This is a genomic window from Azorhizobium oxalatiphilum, from assembly GCF_014635325.1.
GTDB lineage: Bacteria > Pseudomonadota > Alphaproteobacteria > Rhizobiales > Xanthobacteraceae > Azorhizobium > Azorhizobium oxalatiphilum.
Map to the genome: position 1 here is coordinate 129266 of NZ_BMCT01000010.1, position 14796 is coordinate 144061.

Here is a 14796-nt window from a genome sequence, read left to right on the forward strand (position 1 = left end):
ATTGAACGGGTTTTTCAACGATGGCGACCGCCTCCGGCATGAATAGTCTTTCCTCTTCCATTTCTTCCGCGTCACCTGCGCCCGCCATCGAGATCGCGGGTGTGGACCTGTCTCTCGGCACCGGCGCGGCGCGAGTGCATGTGCTCAAGACCGTATCGCTTGCCATCGCTCCCGGCGAGACGGTGGGGCTGGTCGGGCCGTCGGGCTCGGGCAAATCGACCCTCCTTATGGTCATGGCAGGTCTCGAACGCGTTGATCGCGGTACGGTTCGGGTGGCTGGCGTGGATGTGACCGCGCTCGACGAGGACCGCCTGGCGCGCTTCCGTGGCGCTCATGTGGGGATCGTCTTCCAGTCCTTCCACCTCATTCCCACCATGACGGCGCTGGAAAACGTCGCCGTGCCGCTGGAGCTGGCCGGGCGGGCGGACGCGTTCGCGCGTGCCACCGCCGAACTGAATGCGGTGGGCCTCGGCCACCGGCTCAACCATTATCCGGCGCAGATGTCCGGCGGCGAGCAGCAGCGCGTGGCCGTGGCCCGCGCGCTCGCTCCCGAGCCGTCCATCCTTGTGGCCGACGAGCCCACCGGCAATCTGGACGAGGCCACCGGCCGCCAGATCATGGATCTCCTGTTCGCTGCCCATGAAGCACGGGGCACCACGCTGGTGCTCGTCACCCATGACGCCACGCTGGCGCGGCGCTGCGGGCGCAACGTACGCCTGCGCTCCGGCGTCATCGAGGGCGAGCCCCAGCCTGCGAAGGTGGAGGCATGAGCGCCGCCCCCGCGCAGCGCCTGAAGACTGCCTTCACCTTTGCCCTGCGCGAGCTGCGCGGGGCGAAGCGCGGCTTCGGCATCTTCCTCGCCTGTCTGGTGCTGGGCGTCATGTCCATTGCCGGCGTCGGCTCCTTTGCCCGCGCGCTGACCGATGGCCTCGCCCGCGAGGGCCGTTCCATCCTCGGCGGCGATGCGGCTTTCACCCTCGTGCAGCGGGAGGCGACCCCGGCGGAGCTGTCCCTGCTCGGCTCCGAAGGCCGGATCGGGCGCGTGGCGCTGACCCGCGCCATGGCGCGCGGCCCCTCCGATGATGCCACGCTGGTGGAACTCAAGGCCGTGGACGGCGCCTATCCTCTGGTGGGCACGGCGGAACTCTCCCCCGCGCAGGATCTCGCCGCCGCCCTCGGCGCGCGCGGCGGCATCTATGGCGCGGTGGCGGACGAGACCCTGTTCTCCCGTCTCACCTTGAAGGTGGGCGATACCATCCGCGTGGGCGAGGCCACCCTGCAATTGCGGGGCGTGCTCAGCACCGAGCCCGACCGCCTCGCCACCGGCGTCGGCTTCGGCCCGCGCCTGCTCATTTCGGATGCAGCCCTGCCCGCCACCGGCCTCGTGCAGCCGGGCAGCCTGATCCGCTGGAGCTACCGCGTCGTCCTCAACGACCAGAGCCCGGCGGCGCTGGAGGCCTTCCTCGCGAAGGTGCGGGACGGCGCGCCGCAGGCCGGCTTCGAGGTGCGCACACGCGATGCCGCGTCCCCGCAGCTGGAACGCAACGTGCGGCGCATTGCGCAGTATCTCACGCTGGTGGGCCTCACGGCTCTGCTGGTGGGCGGCGTCGGGGTCGCCAATGCGGTCTCCGCGCACCTCAGTGAAAAGCGCGAGGTGATCGCCACCCTGAAGGCGCTGGGCGCCACGCGCGGCACCATCTTTGGCACCTATTTCCTCGAAGTGGCGATGATCGCGGTTCTCGGCATCGGCATCGGCCTTGCGCTCGGGGCCATGGTGCCCTTCGCGGCGGCGGCGGTCGTGGCGGCCTATATTCCCTTCCCGCTCTCGCCCCATCTCGATCCCATGGCGCTGGTGCTGGCGGCGCTCTATGGCGCGCTCGTCACCACGGCCTTCACGCTGTGGCCGCTGGCCCGCGCGCAAGAGGCCCCCGTCTCGGCGCTGTTCCGCGACGAGATCGGCGCCAAACGCCGCTGGCCCTCGTGGCGCTATGTGGCGGGCTGCGCGCTGGCCGCCGCCGGGCTGGTGGCGCTCGCCATCGGCACCGCCGAGGACAAGCGCTCGGCCATCATCTTCATCGGCGCGGCCATGGCGGTGTTCGTGCTGCTGCGGCTGGTGGCGTTCGGCATCATGGCGCTGGCCCGCCGCCTGCCGCGTCCGCGCGCCACCATGGCGCGCCTCGCGCTCGCCAACATCCACCGGCCCGGCGCGCTGACACCCACCGTGGTGCTTTCGCTGGGGCTCGGGCTGTCGCTGCTCACCGCCATCGCGCTGATCGACCGCAGCCTCACCGCCGAGATCAACGGCACGCTGGCGGAGAAGGCACCGAGCTTCTTCTTCGTGGACATTCCCTCCAGCGAGGAGGAGGCGTTCGCCGCCTTCATCGCCAAGCATGCGGAGGGGGCCACCTACAAGTCCGTCCCCATGCTGCGCGGGCGCATCACAGCGCTCAACGACACGCCGGCCGAGAAGGTGACGCCTGCGCCGGATGCCGCCTGGGTGTTGCAGAGCGATCGCGGCATCTCCTTCGGCGACACGGTGCCGGACGGCTCTTCCGTGGTGGAGGGACGCTGGTGGTCGCCGGACGAGGCCGAGCCGCAGGTCTCCTTCGACCGCAAGCTGGCGGAAGGGCTGGGGCTGAAGCTCGGCGACACGGTGACGGTGAACGTGCTCGGCCGCGAGCTGAGCGCGAAGCTCACCAATTATCGCGAGGTGCGATGGGAGCGGCTCGGCATCAATTTCGTGATGCAGTTCAACCCCGCCACCTTCGCCGGCGCGCCCTATTCGGTGCTCGCCACGCTGACCTTCCCGGACGGGGCGGGCAGCGCGAAGGAACTGGCCTTCATGCGCGAGGTGGCGCGCGCGTATCCGGCCGTGACCACCGTGCGGGTGAAGGAGGCGCTTGATCAGGCGAACAAGATGATCGGCGATCTGTCCTTCGGCATCCGCATCGCCAGCCTCGTCACCCTGCTCACCTCCATCCTCGTTCTGGCGGGGGCACTGGCGGCGGGGCACCAGCACCGGGTCTATGACGCGGTGGTGCTGAAGACGCTGGGCGCGACGCGGCGCGGTCTGGTGGGCGCCTATGCGCTGGAATATGCCGGCCTCGGCCTTGCCACGGCGGCCTTTTCCATCGCGGCGGGCTCGGTGGCGGCCTATTTCGTGGTGACGCGGGTGATGGACATCTCCTTCACCTTCGCGCCGGGCGCGGCCGTGGGCGGCGTGGTGCTGGCACTGGCCTTCACGGTGGGCTTCGGCCTGCTCGGCACATGGCGCGCGCTCAGCCAACCGCCGGTGCGGGTGCTGCGGCATCTGTGAGGGAAGTGGTTACAGTCCCGCCGGTGAGCATGTGCTGGCGGTCTGCATGTCCCGGTGGTCTGCGCATCCCGGTGGGCCGCTGTCGCCGGGTGCGCCGGAAAAGCCCTCTCCCGATTGCGGGGGAGGGTTGGGAGGGGGCCGCGCGTGAGCGCGAAGATGGCGTTGCCCTTTTACGTTCGTCATGGCCGGACTTGATCCGGCCATCCACGTCCATCCGTTGGAAGGACGTTTCCGGAAGACGCGAACGGGGCAGCTAGGCCCATTCCCCGCAACGGCTACCGTCGGCCCGACGTGGATGGCCGGATCAAGTCCGGCCATGACGAAAGGGAGGGAGCGCGGGGGCGGACTGCTGCCAATCGCCCGACTGTCGTGATCCGTGACTCAGTTTCTGCGGCGATGCCAAACCGCGCCCGGCCGTGCCCCCTCCCTAGCCCTCCCCCGCAGCTAAGAGAGGGGACCTGTCAGGAGAGCGGAGAGGACATTCTCTCAAAAGGGAAAAGGGCCGCCCCCAACCGCGCCGGCCGTCCCCTCACGCCGCCGCGGCGTGGGTCTGGCAATTGGCGGGGCAGACGCGGGCGCAGGCACCGCAGCCGATGCAGGCGCCGGTGTCCGCCATCACCATCACCTTCTTCTCCACCTCATCGTCCTCGTCATCGTCGAGGCTGATGAATTCCCCGTCGCTGGTGAGGCCCTTCAGCGTCATCACCTCGCGGCCGCAGACCTTGTAGCAGCGGCCGCAGCCGATGCATTTCTTCTCGTCGATGGCGATAAGATAGTCCGGCTGCCAGTCGCGGCCGTCGCGGGTGGTCTGTCCCATAGGTTGCCCCTTTCCGGCGCGACGGGCCGCGCACGATCATGCTGCCCCCGCAAGGCGGAACGGCAGGGTTGGGAATGCCGCGCACCATGCGACGGCCGATGACGAGGGCTCCGGCGTCCAGCGCAATCTGGAATCGCTCCAGGAGCTTGTTCCGACAAAAATAGTCCCGCAGAATCGCATCGCGTTCCTGCGGGAACGGCACTTGAAAACGGGCACGCAGCGCGGAGCCATCCCCGCGCCCGCTCCCGCCGGGGCGGGAGAAGGTCTGCGCTCAGTAGCGGGCCACGGCCTCGAACTGGGCGATCATGTCGATGCCTGCCTGCACCTGCTTCTGGCCCTCTTCCGCCAGCTTGGCGAGGCTGTCGAAGCCAAAGCGGTGCACGTCGCGCAGCTGCTTGTTGACCACGATCAGCCGGCCGCCGATCAGCACCATGCGCCCGAAGCCCTCGTGGCTCATCTTCATCATGGGCGTGATCATGACGCCGGTGGCGCGCTCGATGGAAAGGCAGATGGCGTTGTAATACAGCTCCAGCCGCCACAGCGTCTCCGGATCCGGATCGCCGACGATGGGCAATGCCCGGCGCTGTTCCTTGGTGAGGATATACTCATCAAGCAGGGCGAGATCGGCCTTGTTGTCCCACGCCCCGTGGCTGTCCTGGGCGCGCCAGACCTTGATCAGCTCCTTGATGAAAGGCGCTTCGGCGGCATTGGCTTCGAGTTCGACGGCGTCGGACATTGTCTTATCCCCTCTGGAATTCCTGCGGATGCGGGCGAGCGCCCGCGCCGCCATGAAACGGAAGCGTCAGTCCTCGAAATCCAGCGTGCGCTCCTGCCCCTTGGCCAGCGCCTTGCGCAGCCACGGCGGGGGCGCGCCCTTCAGCACGCCTTCCAGCTTCACCAGCAGTTCATCGATGGGTTCGGGCTGGCTCACCTTCATGGGGTGGATGTTGTTCGCCACCACCCGCGCCGCGCCGGAGCCGCCGATGGCGGCCACATAGAGGATGGCGCAATCCTTGATCGCCTCGATCTTGGGGCCGAGCTTGTCCTCGTTGCCATCTTCCTTGAGGTCGCCATCGAACTGGATCGCCTCGAGGAACTGGTGTCCCTCGGGGCCGATCTCGTAGATGGCGATGTTCTTCGCCCAGCCGAAATGGGCATCCACGCGCTTGAGGTCCTGGGTGGCGAAGGCGATCTTCATGGCGGCGGCCTTTCTGGTCAGTGGACGGCGGCGACGTGGGCGAGCGTGTCGGGGGCATGCGCGCCCTTGCCGAGAGGCGCATGCGCGCCATGGGCGCCATCGCCGCGCCAGGTGCCCGGCGTGGCGTCGTGGTTGGCCTCATGGTCGGCGATCAGCAGGTTGGCGATGGTGAACAGCGTGTCGCGGGTGCCGCGATAGCCCACCGTCAGCTGATGGCCCGCGCCGATCCGGTCGAACGTGGGAATGCCGGCGCGATAGAAGGGGATATTCAGCCGCTCAGCGGCCTGCCGCCCATGGGAATGGGTGATCAGCAGATCGCAGCCGCGCTCCTGCGCGAGGCGCTCCAGATCCTCCAGATCGCCGATCAGCACCTCCTCCGTCTCCACACGCTCCAGCACGGGCGAGTGGGTGGTGGTGACGGCGGCCATCACATGGGCGCCCATGTCGTGCAGCAGGCCGGACATGTCGAACAGCAGGTCCGGCTCGGCGCCGATGGCGAGGCGCCGGCCGCCGATGTGGAAGTGCGCGTCCAGCATGGCGTCCACCAGCTGGCCGCGCTGGCGGCGATATTTGCGCGGCACCGGGCGGCCGGAGATCTGGGAGAGGAACATGATGAATTCATCGTTCGCCTCCAGCCCGCTCAGCCGCTCGAACAGGCGGAAAGGCACGCCGGTGCGCGTCTTCATGGCCTCCGCCGCGCGGCGCATCTGCGCACCGATGGCGATGGTCCAGGCGGATTCGCCCATGGTGGCGATCTCGTCCACGCCGATGCCGCCGATGGTGGTGGGCGTGAACTCGTCGGGGATATGCCCGTCCAGCGAGCCGGCGAGGTCCGGCAGGAAGGAGGGCTGGAGGCCGAAATCCTCCATGATGGTGCGGATCTCGTCGAGATCGCCGGGGGTGAGATGGCAACCCGGCAGAACGTTGATCCGCCGCGCATTGCGCTGGATGGGCGCGCCCGCGTCCACGGGGTCCACCAGCGTCTCCACCATGCGCGCCACCGTCTTCTCCCAGCCGTCCTGAAAGGCGTCCTTGAAGTCGGGGGTGGAGACATAGACCATGGGCAGCTGCGCCACCTCCGGATTGCGCGCGCGGATGAGGCGGATGTAGCCCTCCACGTCGTCGCCCTTGGTCTCGGTCACGCCGGTGGAACAGATGCCGATGATCTCCGGCCTGGTGCGCTTGTGGATGTTGAGCACCGCCTGTTCCACATTCTCATAGCCGCCCAGAATGGTCGCCACCTCGCTCATGGCGGTGGTCTGCATGGGGATGGCTTCCTTGAAGTGCCGCACGAACAGCACGAGGCCGAAGGAGGTGCAGCCCTGCGAGCCGTGCAGCAGCGGCATGCAACCGCGCAGGCCCATGAAGGCGAGCGCGCCCCCGATGGGCTGGCTCATCTTCAGCGGATTGACCGTGCAGGCCTTTTTCGCGTGCGTGACGATGGCCATCCGATCACTCCGCCGCCTTGAGCGCCGGGGCCGCCACCTTGGGCGGCAGCGGGGCCTTGAGGATGTCTTCCACGCGCGCGGCGCACGCGCCGCAGCCGCCCGTGGCGTCGGTGGCGAGGCGCACGCCTTCCACGCTGTCGAGATGCCGGGTGGCGATGGCATCCTCGATGGCACCGAGGCTCACGCTCTTGCAATGGCAGATCTTTTGCGCCCGGCGCGCCTTCTCCGTTGCCACCGGATCGGCGGCCAGCGCGGCTGCCTCCGCATCCATCTGCGCCAGCGCTCTTGCCTGCCAGCTTTCGCCGGGGCGATCCCACGGGGCCGGCTTGCGCACCTGCTGCCACATGGGATTGTGGAGCGCCTTGTCGATCTGCGCCACCAGCGTCACCATGCCCACATAGCCCATATAGGCGTGGTGGCGTTCCTGGTTGATATCGAGCCACGGCATGGCGGCTTTCAGCGCCACGAACTGCGAGCGCCCGCCGGACAGCATGATGTCGGCCTTGGCGTCCTTCAGCATCTTGTACATTTCGCGAGGCGTCATGTCCTCGATCATGTGGGCGTCCTGCCCCATGAGTTCCTTGATGCGCTCCTTGTCCTCGCGGGTGGACTTCTTCACCGAGGTGCCCACCAGCTCAAGGCCGGCTTCCTGCAGCGCCGCCACCACCGACCACGACTTCACGCCGCCGGTGATCAGCAGCACCTTCTTGCCCGCAAAGCGCGGGCGATAGGAGGCGATGGCGGCAAAAGCCTTCGCCTCCTCCCGCTCGATCACGGCCTCGGTGCGCGCCATCAGTTCCTCGGGCGCGCCGCGCGAGATGAGCAGGCGCGCAATTTCGCGCAAGGAATCGCTTGAGTCCTGAATGCCGTAGAAGGAGCCCTCGAAATAGGGGATGCCGTAGCGCTCCTCCATCTTGCGGGCCACGTTGATCATGGCCTTGGAGCACACCATCATCGCCGCCTTGGCGCGGTGGGAATAGGCCACTTCTTTGTAGCGCCCGTCGCCCGAGATGGAGGCGAAGATGCGGATGCCCAGCTCGTCCAGCAGCGGTTTGACCTGCCACAGCTCGCCGGCCAGATTGTATTCGCCGATGATGTTGAGGTCGTAGGGGGTCGTATAATCCGGCTCCTGCGTGCCGATCACATGCTCCAGCAGGGCCTCGCCCGCGAGCTTGTTGCCGAGGTTCTTGGGGCCGACGAAGCCGGGCGCGTTGATCGGGATCACCGGCTTGCCGAACTTCTCCTTCGCCGCCTTGCAGACCGCGTTGATGTCGTCGCCGGTCATGGCGGGCACGCAGGTCTGGTAGACGAAGACGGCCGGCGGGTCGTATTTCTCGATGGTCTCGCGGATGGCCTTGTAGAGGCGCTTCTCGCCGCCGAACACCACGTCGGTCTCGTTGATGTCGGTGGTGAAGCTGGTGCGCCACAGGCTGGAGCCGGAGGAGCGCGCGCCGCGATTGTCCCAGCTGTTGCCCTCGCAGGCGATGGGGCCGTGCACCAGATGGGCGACATCGGTGAGCGGCTGCAAAGCGATCTTCGCGCCATCGAAGGCGCAGCCGCCGGCGGCGCCGCCGGGCTGGAGCTGCTTGGTGCAGCCCTTCTTGCGCTCGGCCTCGGACTTGGTGGCATTCTTGCCGCAGCCGGGCTCGTTGAACACGTCCTGAATGGTGGCCGAGAGCGAAGTCATCTCAAAACATCCTCTGAATGTCTGGGGCGGAGCGAGGGCGCGCGTCCGCGCCTTGCCAGAGGAAACGTAGGTCCCACACCCGCCCGCCACCCGCGCCGCCGGGACGGCGTGAGGCGGCAGGGCCGGACGCGGAAAAGGCCGGGGCCTTGTGGGCCCCGGCCTGCGGCATCAGCGGATGATGTCGAAGCTGTAGTCGGTCTTGCCCGGCACGTTGGTGTTCAGGTCGATGGTGTCGAAGATCTTGTCGAGGATGGTGATCAGCACGTTCATGCCGCCCTGATAGCCCCACACCGGACGGCGGTGATGGTGGTGGCGATCGAAGATCGGGAAGCCGATGCGGATCAGCGGCGTGCCGGTGTCGCGGTCCAGATACTTGCCGTAGGTGTTGCCGATCAGGAAATCCACCGGCTCCGTGAACAGCAGCGAGCGCATGTGCCACAGATCCTTGCCGGGATAGACGTGGCAGTTGGCACCGAAGGGCGAGCTGTCGAACAGCTCCTGCATCTTCTGCGCCCACGCCTTGTTGCCGTTGGTGGCCAGCACATGGGTGGGTTCCGCGCCCAGCTCCAGCAGGAAGGCGGCAAGCCCGAGGCACATGTCCGGATCGCCATAGATGGCGAACTTCTTGCCGTGGATGTGGGCGGAACTATCCGCGATGGCATCCACCAGGCGGCCGCGCTCCTTGGTCAGCTCCTCGGGGATCTCCTTGCCCGTGATGCGGGCGACCTCCATCAGGAACCTGTCGGTGCCGGCAACGCCCACCGGATGGTTGAAGGCGACCGTCTCATGGCCGTGGTTGGCGATGAAGGGCAGGGTCTTCTCGGTGCAGAATTCCTGCATGGAGATGGTGGCCTTGGCATGGACGGCGTTGGAGGCCTCTTCCAGCGTGGTGCCGCCGTCATACATGCGGAACTCGCCGTCGGTGGGGGTGTCCCACACGTCGGAATTGTCGCCGAGGATGGTGTATTCCACACCCATCATGTCGAAGATGCGCTTGATCTCGCGCAGGTTGCCCACCGTGTAGCCGTCGAAGCCGCCGAGGAAGTTGATGCTCTCGTTGGGCACGCGCTCAAGGGCGGGAACCGTGCGGGCCTTGCCGTCCCAGAAGTGCTCCAGCACGCCCTTCATGGCGTTGTCATAGCCCGTGATGTGGCTACCGACGAAGGCCGGGGTGTGGGCGAAGGGAACGTCGAACTCCTCCGGAACCGAGCCCTTCTCCTTGGAGGTCTTGATGAAGGCGTTCAGGTCGTCGCCGATCACTTCCGCCATGCAGGTGGTGGAGACGGCGATCATCTTGGGCTTGTACATGGAATAGGTGTTGGCCAGCCCGTCGATCATGTTGTTCAGGCCGCCGAACACCGCTGCGTCTTCCGTCATGGAGGAGGAGACGCAGGACGTGGGCTCCTTGAAATGACGGGAGAAATGCGAGCGATAATAAGCCACGCAGCCCTGCGAGCCGTGCACGAAGGGAATGGTCTTCTCGAAGCCCACCGCCACGAACACCGCGCCGAGCGGCTGGCAGGCCTTGGCCGGATTGACGGTCAGCGCCTCGCGGGCGAAGTTCGCCTCGCGATATTCCGGCGTCTTGGTCCATTCGCGGATGCGTTCCACCTCGGCCGGATCGCGGCGGTTCTCGAACAGCGCCTGCTTGTTGGCCAGCATCTGCTGGTATTCCGGGCCGCGGAAAAGCTCGAAGTGATCGAGCACATTATCGGCATTCTGGGTCATCTTGGCTGTCCTTCGGGTCCAGAGCGCGTTCCGCCCCCGGACGCGCGGCGCCCTCGGCGGAAAAACGGTCTCTATGCGTGAGAGGCGAAGTCACGGTTCGGCCGTGGGCGGCGGAACCGATCCGGCTCCGGCTGTCTTTGACGCTCTCCGGCCGCCCGAGCGGCCGGAGAGCTGATCGTTCACTCAGCGGCGAGCAGGGTGGGCTTGGGCACCACCTTCCAGGGCGCCTGGGCCATCTTCCAGACCGGGGCGTTGATGGCCATGTCCATGTCGCGGGCGAAGATGGCGAAGCCGTCATAGCCGTGATAGGGGCCGGAATAGTCCCAGGAATGCATCTGGCGGAAGGGCACGCCCATCTTCTGGAAGACGTACTTTTCCTTGATGCCCGAGCCCACCAGATCCGGCTGCACTTTCTCCACGAACTTTTCGAATTCGTAGCCGGTCACGTCGTCATAGATGATGGTGCCATCCTTGACGTAATGCTGGGCCGTGCGCTGGTAGTCGTCGTTATGGGCGAACTCGTAGCCCGTGCCGACCACTTCCATGCCCAGATCCTCATAGGCGCCGATGACGTGGCGGGGGCGCAGGCCGCCCACGTACAGCATCACCGTCTTGCCCTCGAGGCGGGGACGATACTTGGCGATCACCGCGTCCATCAGCGGCTGGTACTTGGCGATGACGCGCTCGGCGGCTTCCTTGATCTTGTCGTCGAAGAAGCCGGCGATCTTGCGCAGCGACTCAGCAATCTTGGAGGGGCCGAAGAAGTTGTATTCGCACCACGGGATACCGTACTTCTCTTCCATGTGGCGCGAGATGTAGTTCATCGAGCGGTAGCAGTGCAGCACGTTGAGCTTGGCCTTCGGGGTGGCCTCCAGCTCCGCCAGCGTGCCGTCGCCGGACCACTGGGCGATCACCCGCAGGCCCATCTCCTCCAGCAGGATGCGCGAGGACCACGCGTCGCCGCCGATGTTGTAGTCGCCGATGATGGCCACGTCATAGGGCGTGGACTCGAAGCGCGGGGGCTGATCGGCCGGCAGCTTGTCGAAGATCCAGTCGCGGATGGCGTCGTTGGCGATGTGATGGCCCAGCGACTGCGACACGCCGCGGAAGCCTTCGCAGCGCACCGGCACGATGGTCTTGCCGCCATATTCCTTGGACTTGACCTTGGACACGGCCTCGATGTCGTCGCCGATGAGGCCGATGGGACATTCCGACTGGATCGAGATGCCGTTGTTGAGCGGGAACAGCTCCTGGATCTCGTCGATGATCTTGTGCAGCTTCTTGTCGCCGCCGAACACGATGTCCTTCTCCTGGAAGTCCGACGTGTATTGCAGCGTCACGAAGGTGTCGATGCCGGTGGTGCCGATGTAATAGTTGCGGCGCGCGGCCCAGCTGTACTGGCCGCAACCCACCGGGCCGTGGCTGATGTGGATCATGTCCTTGATCGGGCCCCACACCACGCCCTTCGAGCCGGCATAGGCGCAGCCGCGGATGGTCATCACGCCGGGCACGGACTTGAGGTTGGACTTCACGCCGCAGTCCGACTTGCCGCTCTCATGCACGTTGATGTGCTTGGCGCGGCGCTTGGCGGTCTTCTCGGGATAGATCTCCAGCACTTCGGCGATCAGGGCTTTGTTGCGCGCCTTGATGTCCTCGATGCTCTCTGTCTGCGACACGCTCATGGTCATATCCTCGCTTGTTCTGGGCGCGCCTGTCGGACCTGCGAAGGCGCGTGCCATTTGCCCGGCCCGGACGAACCGTGTGGACGAACCGTCCGGGTGAACCTTTCGCGGCGGGGGCGGCCTGCGACACGTCGGGAAAGGCCCCGCGCATCCCGCAGGCCGTCGGCCCGCCGTCATCCGGGGTGTGTTGTGCAACGGGTGTGCCAGCGGGTTCGGGGCCAAAAATGCCCTGCAAAATCAGGCAATTGAAAAATCGAACGGTTCCAAGTCGGGCGTGTTTCAAACCTGACATCCCTGCGTGGCACGCGACCACGGCGGTGGGAAACGACACATGCTGCGGCAGCCCGTCCCGCCGTGCGACAGGCTGTGTCCGGTCCCGTGCCGCAACGTCCGTTTCCCGCCGCACGCGCCCGGTACGTTGCTTGCTTGTGTCGCCCTCGGGGCTGCGCGACCGCGTGGCATGTCAGGAGGCCGCGGCCGATGGATCAGCTGGAACTCACCCCGTCCCCCTCGCTCGATGACATCTTCGAGAATTTTGCTTTGCTGGACGATTGGGACGACCGCTACCGCTATGTGATCGAACTCGGCCGCGCCCTGCCGGAGCTGCCGGAGGGCGACCGCAGCGTGGTCAACAAGGTGCAGGGCTGCGTCAGCCAGGTGTGGCTCGCCACCACCGTCTCGCCGGGGCCGGTGCTCACCTTTCGCGGCGACAGCGACGCGCAGATCGTGCGCGGGCTGGTGGCGATCCTGTTCGCCATGTTCTCGGGCCGCTCCGCCCGCGACATCCTCGCGCTCGATCCGGTGGCGGCGTTCGAGCGCCTCGGGCTTGGCGCCCATCTCACGCCGCAGCGCTCCAACGGTTTCCGCTCCATGGTGGCGCGCATCCGGGCGGACGCGCGCGTGGCACTGGAAGACCCCATCTGATCAGGCGCCGGACCCGACAGGCCCCATGTCGCACACGCGACACGCTGTCGGGGGCGCGACAGGGACAGTCTTCTTAAGAACTGGAAAAACTCGAATAAATTCAGCAGTCGGAGCAATGGCACAGGGCTTGCGAAGTGGGGAGGGCGGCGAGGAGCCTCGCTCGCGTCTTCAGGAGCAAGTTTGATGGCCTACAAGATCATCGCATCCCAATGCACGGTGTGCGGCGCGTGCGAATTCGAATGCCCCAACGCCGCCATCCGGCTGAAGAACGACATCTATCTCATCGATCCCAAGAAGTGCACGGAGTGCGAGGGCAGCTTCGATGCCCCGCAGTGCGATGCGGTGTGCCCCGTCCCCGGAACCTGCATCCCGGCCGGCAACTGATCGGCCGCTGCCCGTCGCCGGCCCCAGCCCGACGGGCGCCCGGTTATCCGGTCCGGCCAGCTGGCCGACATCTTGCGTTGATCCCCACCCGCTGACCCGCCAGAGGAGCCGCCCATGGCCGCCGTGCAGGAGACCATCGACCAGGTTCGCCGCATCGACGTGGAGCAGTACAAGTACGGCTTCGTCACCGACGTGGAATCCGAGAAGGCCCCGAAGGGCCTCTCCGAAGACATCGTGCGCTACATCTCGGCCCGCAAGAACGAGCCGGAGTGGATGCTGGAATGGCGGCTGGAAGCCTTCCGCCGCTGGCAGACCATGCGCGAGCCGGAGTGGGCGCGGGTGAACTATCCGCCCATCGACTATCAGGACCTCCATTATTATTCCGCGCCCAGGAAGAAGCCCGAGCTGGCCTCGCTGGACGAGGTGGATCCGGAGATCCTCAAGACCTACGAGAAACTCGGCATCCCCCTGCGGGAGCAGGAGATTCTGGCCGGCGTGGTGCGCCCCGAGGGTGAGCGCAGGATCGCCGTGGATGCCGTGTTCGACAGCGTGTCTGTTGCCACCACCTTCCAGGCCGAGCTGAAGGCGGCGGGCGTCATCTTCATGCCCATCTCGGAAGCCCTGCGCGAGCATCCCGAGCTGGTGCGCAAATATCTCGGCTCCGTGGTGCCGGTGTCGGACAATTATTTCGCCACGCTCAACAGCGCGGTCTTCTCCGACGGCTCCTTCGTCTATGTGCCGGAAGGGGTGCGCTGCCCCATGGAGCTTTCCACCTACTTCCGCATCAATGAGAAGAATACCGGCCAGTTCGAGCGCACGCTCATCATCGCCGGCAAGGGCTCTTACGTGAGCTATCTGGAAGGCTGCACCGCCCCCCAGCGCGACGAGAACCAGCTCCACGCCGCCGTGGTGGAACTGGTGGCCATGGACGATGCGGAGATCAAATACTCCACCGTCCAGAACTGGTACCCCGGCAATGCCGAGGGCGTGGGCGGCATCTATAATTTCGTCACCAAGCGCGGCGACTGCCGCGGCGCGCGCTCCAAGATTTCGTGGACGCAGGTGGAGACGGGTTCCGCCATCACCTGGAAATATCCCAGCTGCCTGCTGCGCGGGGAGGGCTCGTCCGGCGAGTTCTACTCCATCGCCATTTCCAACGGCCGCCAGCAGGTGGATAGCGGCACCAAGATGATGCACATCGGCAGGAACACCACCAGCCGCATCGTCTCCAAGGGCATCTCCGCCGGCCGCTCGCAGAACACCTATCGCGGCCTCGTCTCCGCCCACCGCAAGGCCAAGGGCGCGCGCAACTTCACCGCCTGCGACAGCCTGCTGATCGGCGACCAGTGCGGCGCGCACACCGTGCCCTACATGGAGGCGAAGAACCCCACCGCCGTGTTCGAGCACGAGGCCACCACCTCCAAGATCTCCGAGGACGTCCTGTTCTACTGCGTGCAGCGCGGCCTCTCGCAGGAGGAGGCGGTGGGGTTGGTGGTGAACGGCTTCGTCAAGGACGTGCTCCAGCAGCTGCCCATGGAATTCGCCGTGGAGGCGCAGAAGCTGATTTCCATCTCGCTCGAGGGCAGCGTCGGCTGATCTCCTGATCACTACT

At 66.4% G+C, this 14796-nt stretch carries 12 protein-coding genes; 5 read left to right on the plus strand and 7 right to left on the minus strand.

Annotated features, from left to right (window positions below; all coding sequences use genetic code 11):
• Window positions 1-38 precede the first annotated feature (38 nt).
• Window positions 39-770 carry an ABC transporter ATP-binding protein gene (locus IEW24_RS25535; RefSeq protein ID WP_188583731.1) on the plus strand — a complete coding sequence of 244 codons (732 nt, stop codon included), beginning with the start codon at window positions 39-41 and terminating at the stop codon, window positions 768-770.
• On the plus strand, window positions 767-3316 hold the full coding sequence (locus tag IEW24_RS25540) for an ABC transporter permease (protein WP_188583732.1): 2550 nt from the start codon (window positions 767-769) through the stop codon (window positions 3314-3316). The genes IEW24_RS25535 and IEW24_RS25540 overlap by 4 nt, the downstream gene beginning before the upstream one ends.
• A gap of 529 nt (window positions 3317-3845) precedes the next feature.
• On the opposite strand, the gene fdxB is transcribed toward IEW24_RS25540, so the two are convergent.
• From fdxB to nifD, 7 genes are all read right to left on the minus strand, one after another.
• Window positions 3846-4133 (minus strand): ferredoxin III, nif-specific, encoded by a 288-nt coding sequence (gene fdxB, locus IEW24_RS25545; protein ID WP_188583733.1) that lies wholly within the window; start codon window positions 4131-4133, stop codon window positions 3846-3848.
• Between the two features lie 271 nt (window positions 4134-4404).
• Window positions 4405-4869, minus strand: coding sequence for a NifX-associated nitrogen fixation protein (locus IEW24_RS25550; protein WP_188583734.1), 465 nt, complete (start codon window positions 4867-4869; stop codon window positions 4405-4407).
• A gap of 66 nt (window positions 4870-4935) precedes the next feature.
• A complete protein-coding gene (gene nifX, locus IEW24_RS25555) occupies window positions 4936-5331 on the minus strand; it encodes a nitrogen fixation protein NifX (protein WP_188583735.1) in 396 nt (131 codons plus the stop codon).
• A 17-nt stretch (window positions 5332-5348) separates the two neighbouring features.
• The gene (gene nifN / locus IEW24_RS25560; RefSeq protein ID WP_188583736.1) at window positions 5349-6779 is read right to left on the minus strand and encodes a nitrogenase iron-molybdenum cofactor biosynthesis protein NifN; all 1431 of its coding nucleotides are present in this window, start codon (window positions 6777-6779) and stop codon (window positions 5349-5351) included.
• A gap of 4 nt (window positions 6780-6783) precedes the next feature.
• Entirely contained in the window at window positions 6784-8466 is a 1683-nt protein-coding gene (gene nifE / locus IEW24_RS25565; RefSeq protein ID WP_188583737.1) for a nitrogenase iron-molybdenum cofactor biosynthesis protein NifE, read from the minus strand.
• Window positions 8467-8634: 168 nt separating this feature from the next.
• On the minus strand, window positions 8635-10194 hold the full coding sequence (gene nifK / locus IEW24_RS25570) for a nitrogenase molybdenum-iron protein subunit beta (RefSeq protein ID WP_188583738.1): 1560 nt from the start codon (window positions 10192-10194) through the stop codon (window positions 8635-8637).
• Window positions 10195-10373: 179 nt separating this feature from the next.
• A complete protein-coding gene (gene nifD / locus IEW24_RS25575; RefSeq protein ID WP_188583739.1) occupies window positions 10374-11876 on the minus strand; it encodes a nitrogenase molybdenum-iron protein alpha chain in 1503 nt (500 codons plus the stop codon).
• A 480-nt stretch (window positions 11877-12356) separates the two neighbouring features.
• Between nifD and IEW24_RS25580 the strand changes: the two genes are divergently transcribed.
• The 3 genes from IEW24_RS25580 to sufB all read left to right on the plus strand — a co-directional run bounded on the left by IEW24_RS25580 (window position 12357) and on the right by sufB (window position 14780).
• Entirely contained in the window at window positions 12357-12800 is a 444-nt protein-coding gene (locus IEW24_RS25580) for a SufE family protein (RefSeq protein WP_188583740.1), read from the plus strand.
• A 183-nt stretch (window positions 12801-12983) separates the two neighbouring features.
• Window positions 12984-13184 carry a 4Fe-4S binding protein gene (locus IEW24_RS25585; protein ID WP_188583741.1) on the plus strand — a complete coding sequence of 67 codons (201 nt, stop codon included), beginning with the start codon at window positions 12984-12986 and terminating at the stop codon, window positions 13182-13184.
• Between the two features lie 114 nt (window positions 13185-13298).
• Entirely contained in the window at window positions 13299-14780 is a 1482-nt protein-coding gene (sufB, locus tag IEW24_RS25590; RefSeq protein WP_188583742.1) for a Fe-S cluster assembly protein SufB, read from the plus strand.
• Window positions 14781-14796 lie beyond the last annotated feature (16 nt).

What these genes read in the sequence shown, in the direction of transcription:
- IEW24_RS25535 (WP_188583731.1), top strand. Translation starts at nt 39, where the DNA reads ATGAATAGTCTTTCCTCTTCCATTTCTTCCGCGTCACCTGCGCCCGCC.
- IEW24_RS25540 (WP_188583732.1), top strand. Translation starts at nt 767, where the DNA reads ATGAGCGCCGCCCCCGCGCAGCGCCTGAAGACTGCCTTCACCTTTGCC.
- fdxB (WP_188583733.1), bottom strand. Translation starts at nt 4,133, where the DNA reads ATGGGACAGACCACCCGCGACGGCCGCGACTGGCAGCCGGACTATCTT.
- IEW24_RS25550 (WP_188583734.1), bottom strand. Translation starts at nt 4,869, where the DNA reads ATGTCCGACGCCGTCGAACTCGAAGCCAATGCCGCCGAAGCGCCTTTC.
- nifX (WP_188583735.1), bottom strand. Translation starts at nt 5,331, where the DNA reads ATGAAGATCGCCTTCGCCACCCAGGACCTCAAGCGCGTGGATGCCCAT.
- nifN (WP_188583736.1), bottom strand. Translation starts at nt 6,779, where the DNA reads ATGGCCATCGTCACGCACGCGAAAAAGGCCTGCACGGTCAATCCGCTG.
- nifE (WP_188583737.1), bottom strand. Translation starts at nt 8,466, where the DNA reads ATGACTTCGCTCTCGGCCACCATTCAGGACGTGTTCAACGAGCCCGGC.
- nifK (WP_188583738.1), bottom strand. Translation starts at nt 10,194, where the DNA reads ATGACCCAGAATGCCGATAATGTGCTCGATCACTTCGAGCTTTTCCGC.
- nifD (WP_188583739.1), bottom strand. Translation starts at nt 11,876, where the DNA reads ATGAGCGTGTCGCAGACAGAGAGCATCGAGGACATCAAGGCGCGCAAC.
- IEW24_RS25580 (WP_188583740.1), top strand. Translation starts at nt 12,357, where the DNA reads ATGGATCAGCTGGAACTCACCCCGTCCCCCTCGCTCGATGACATCTTC.
- IEW24_RS25585 (WP_188583741.1), top strand. Translation starts at nt 12,984, where the DNA reads ATGGCCTACAAGATCATCGCATCCCAATGCACGGTGTGCGGCGCGTGC.
- sufB (WP_188583742.1), top strand. Translation starts at nt 13,299, where the DNA reads ATGGCCGCCGTGCAGGAGACCATCGACCAGGTTCGCCGCATCGACGTG.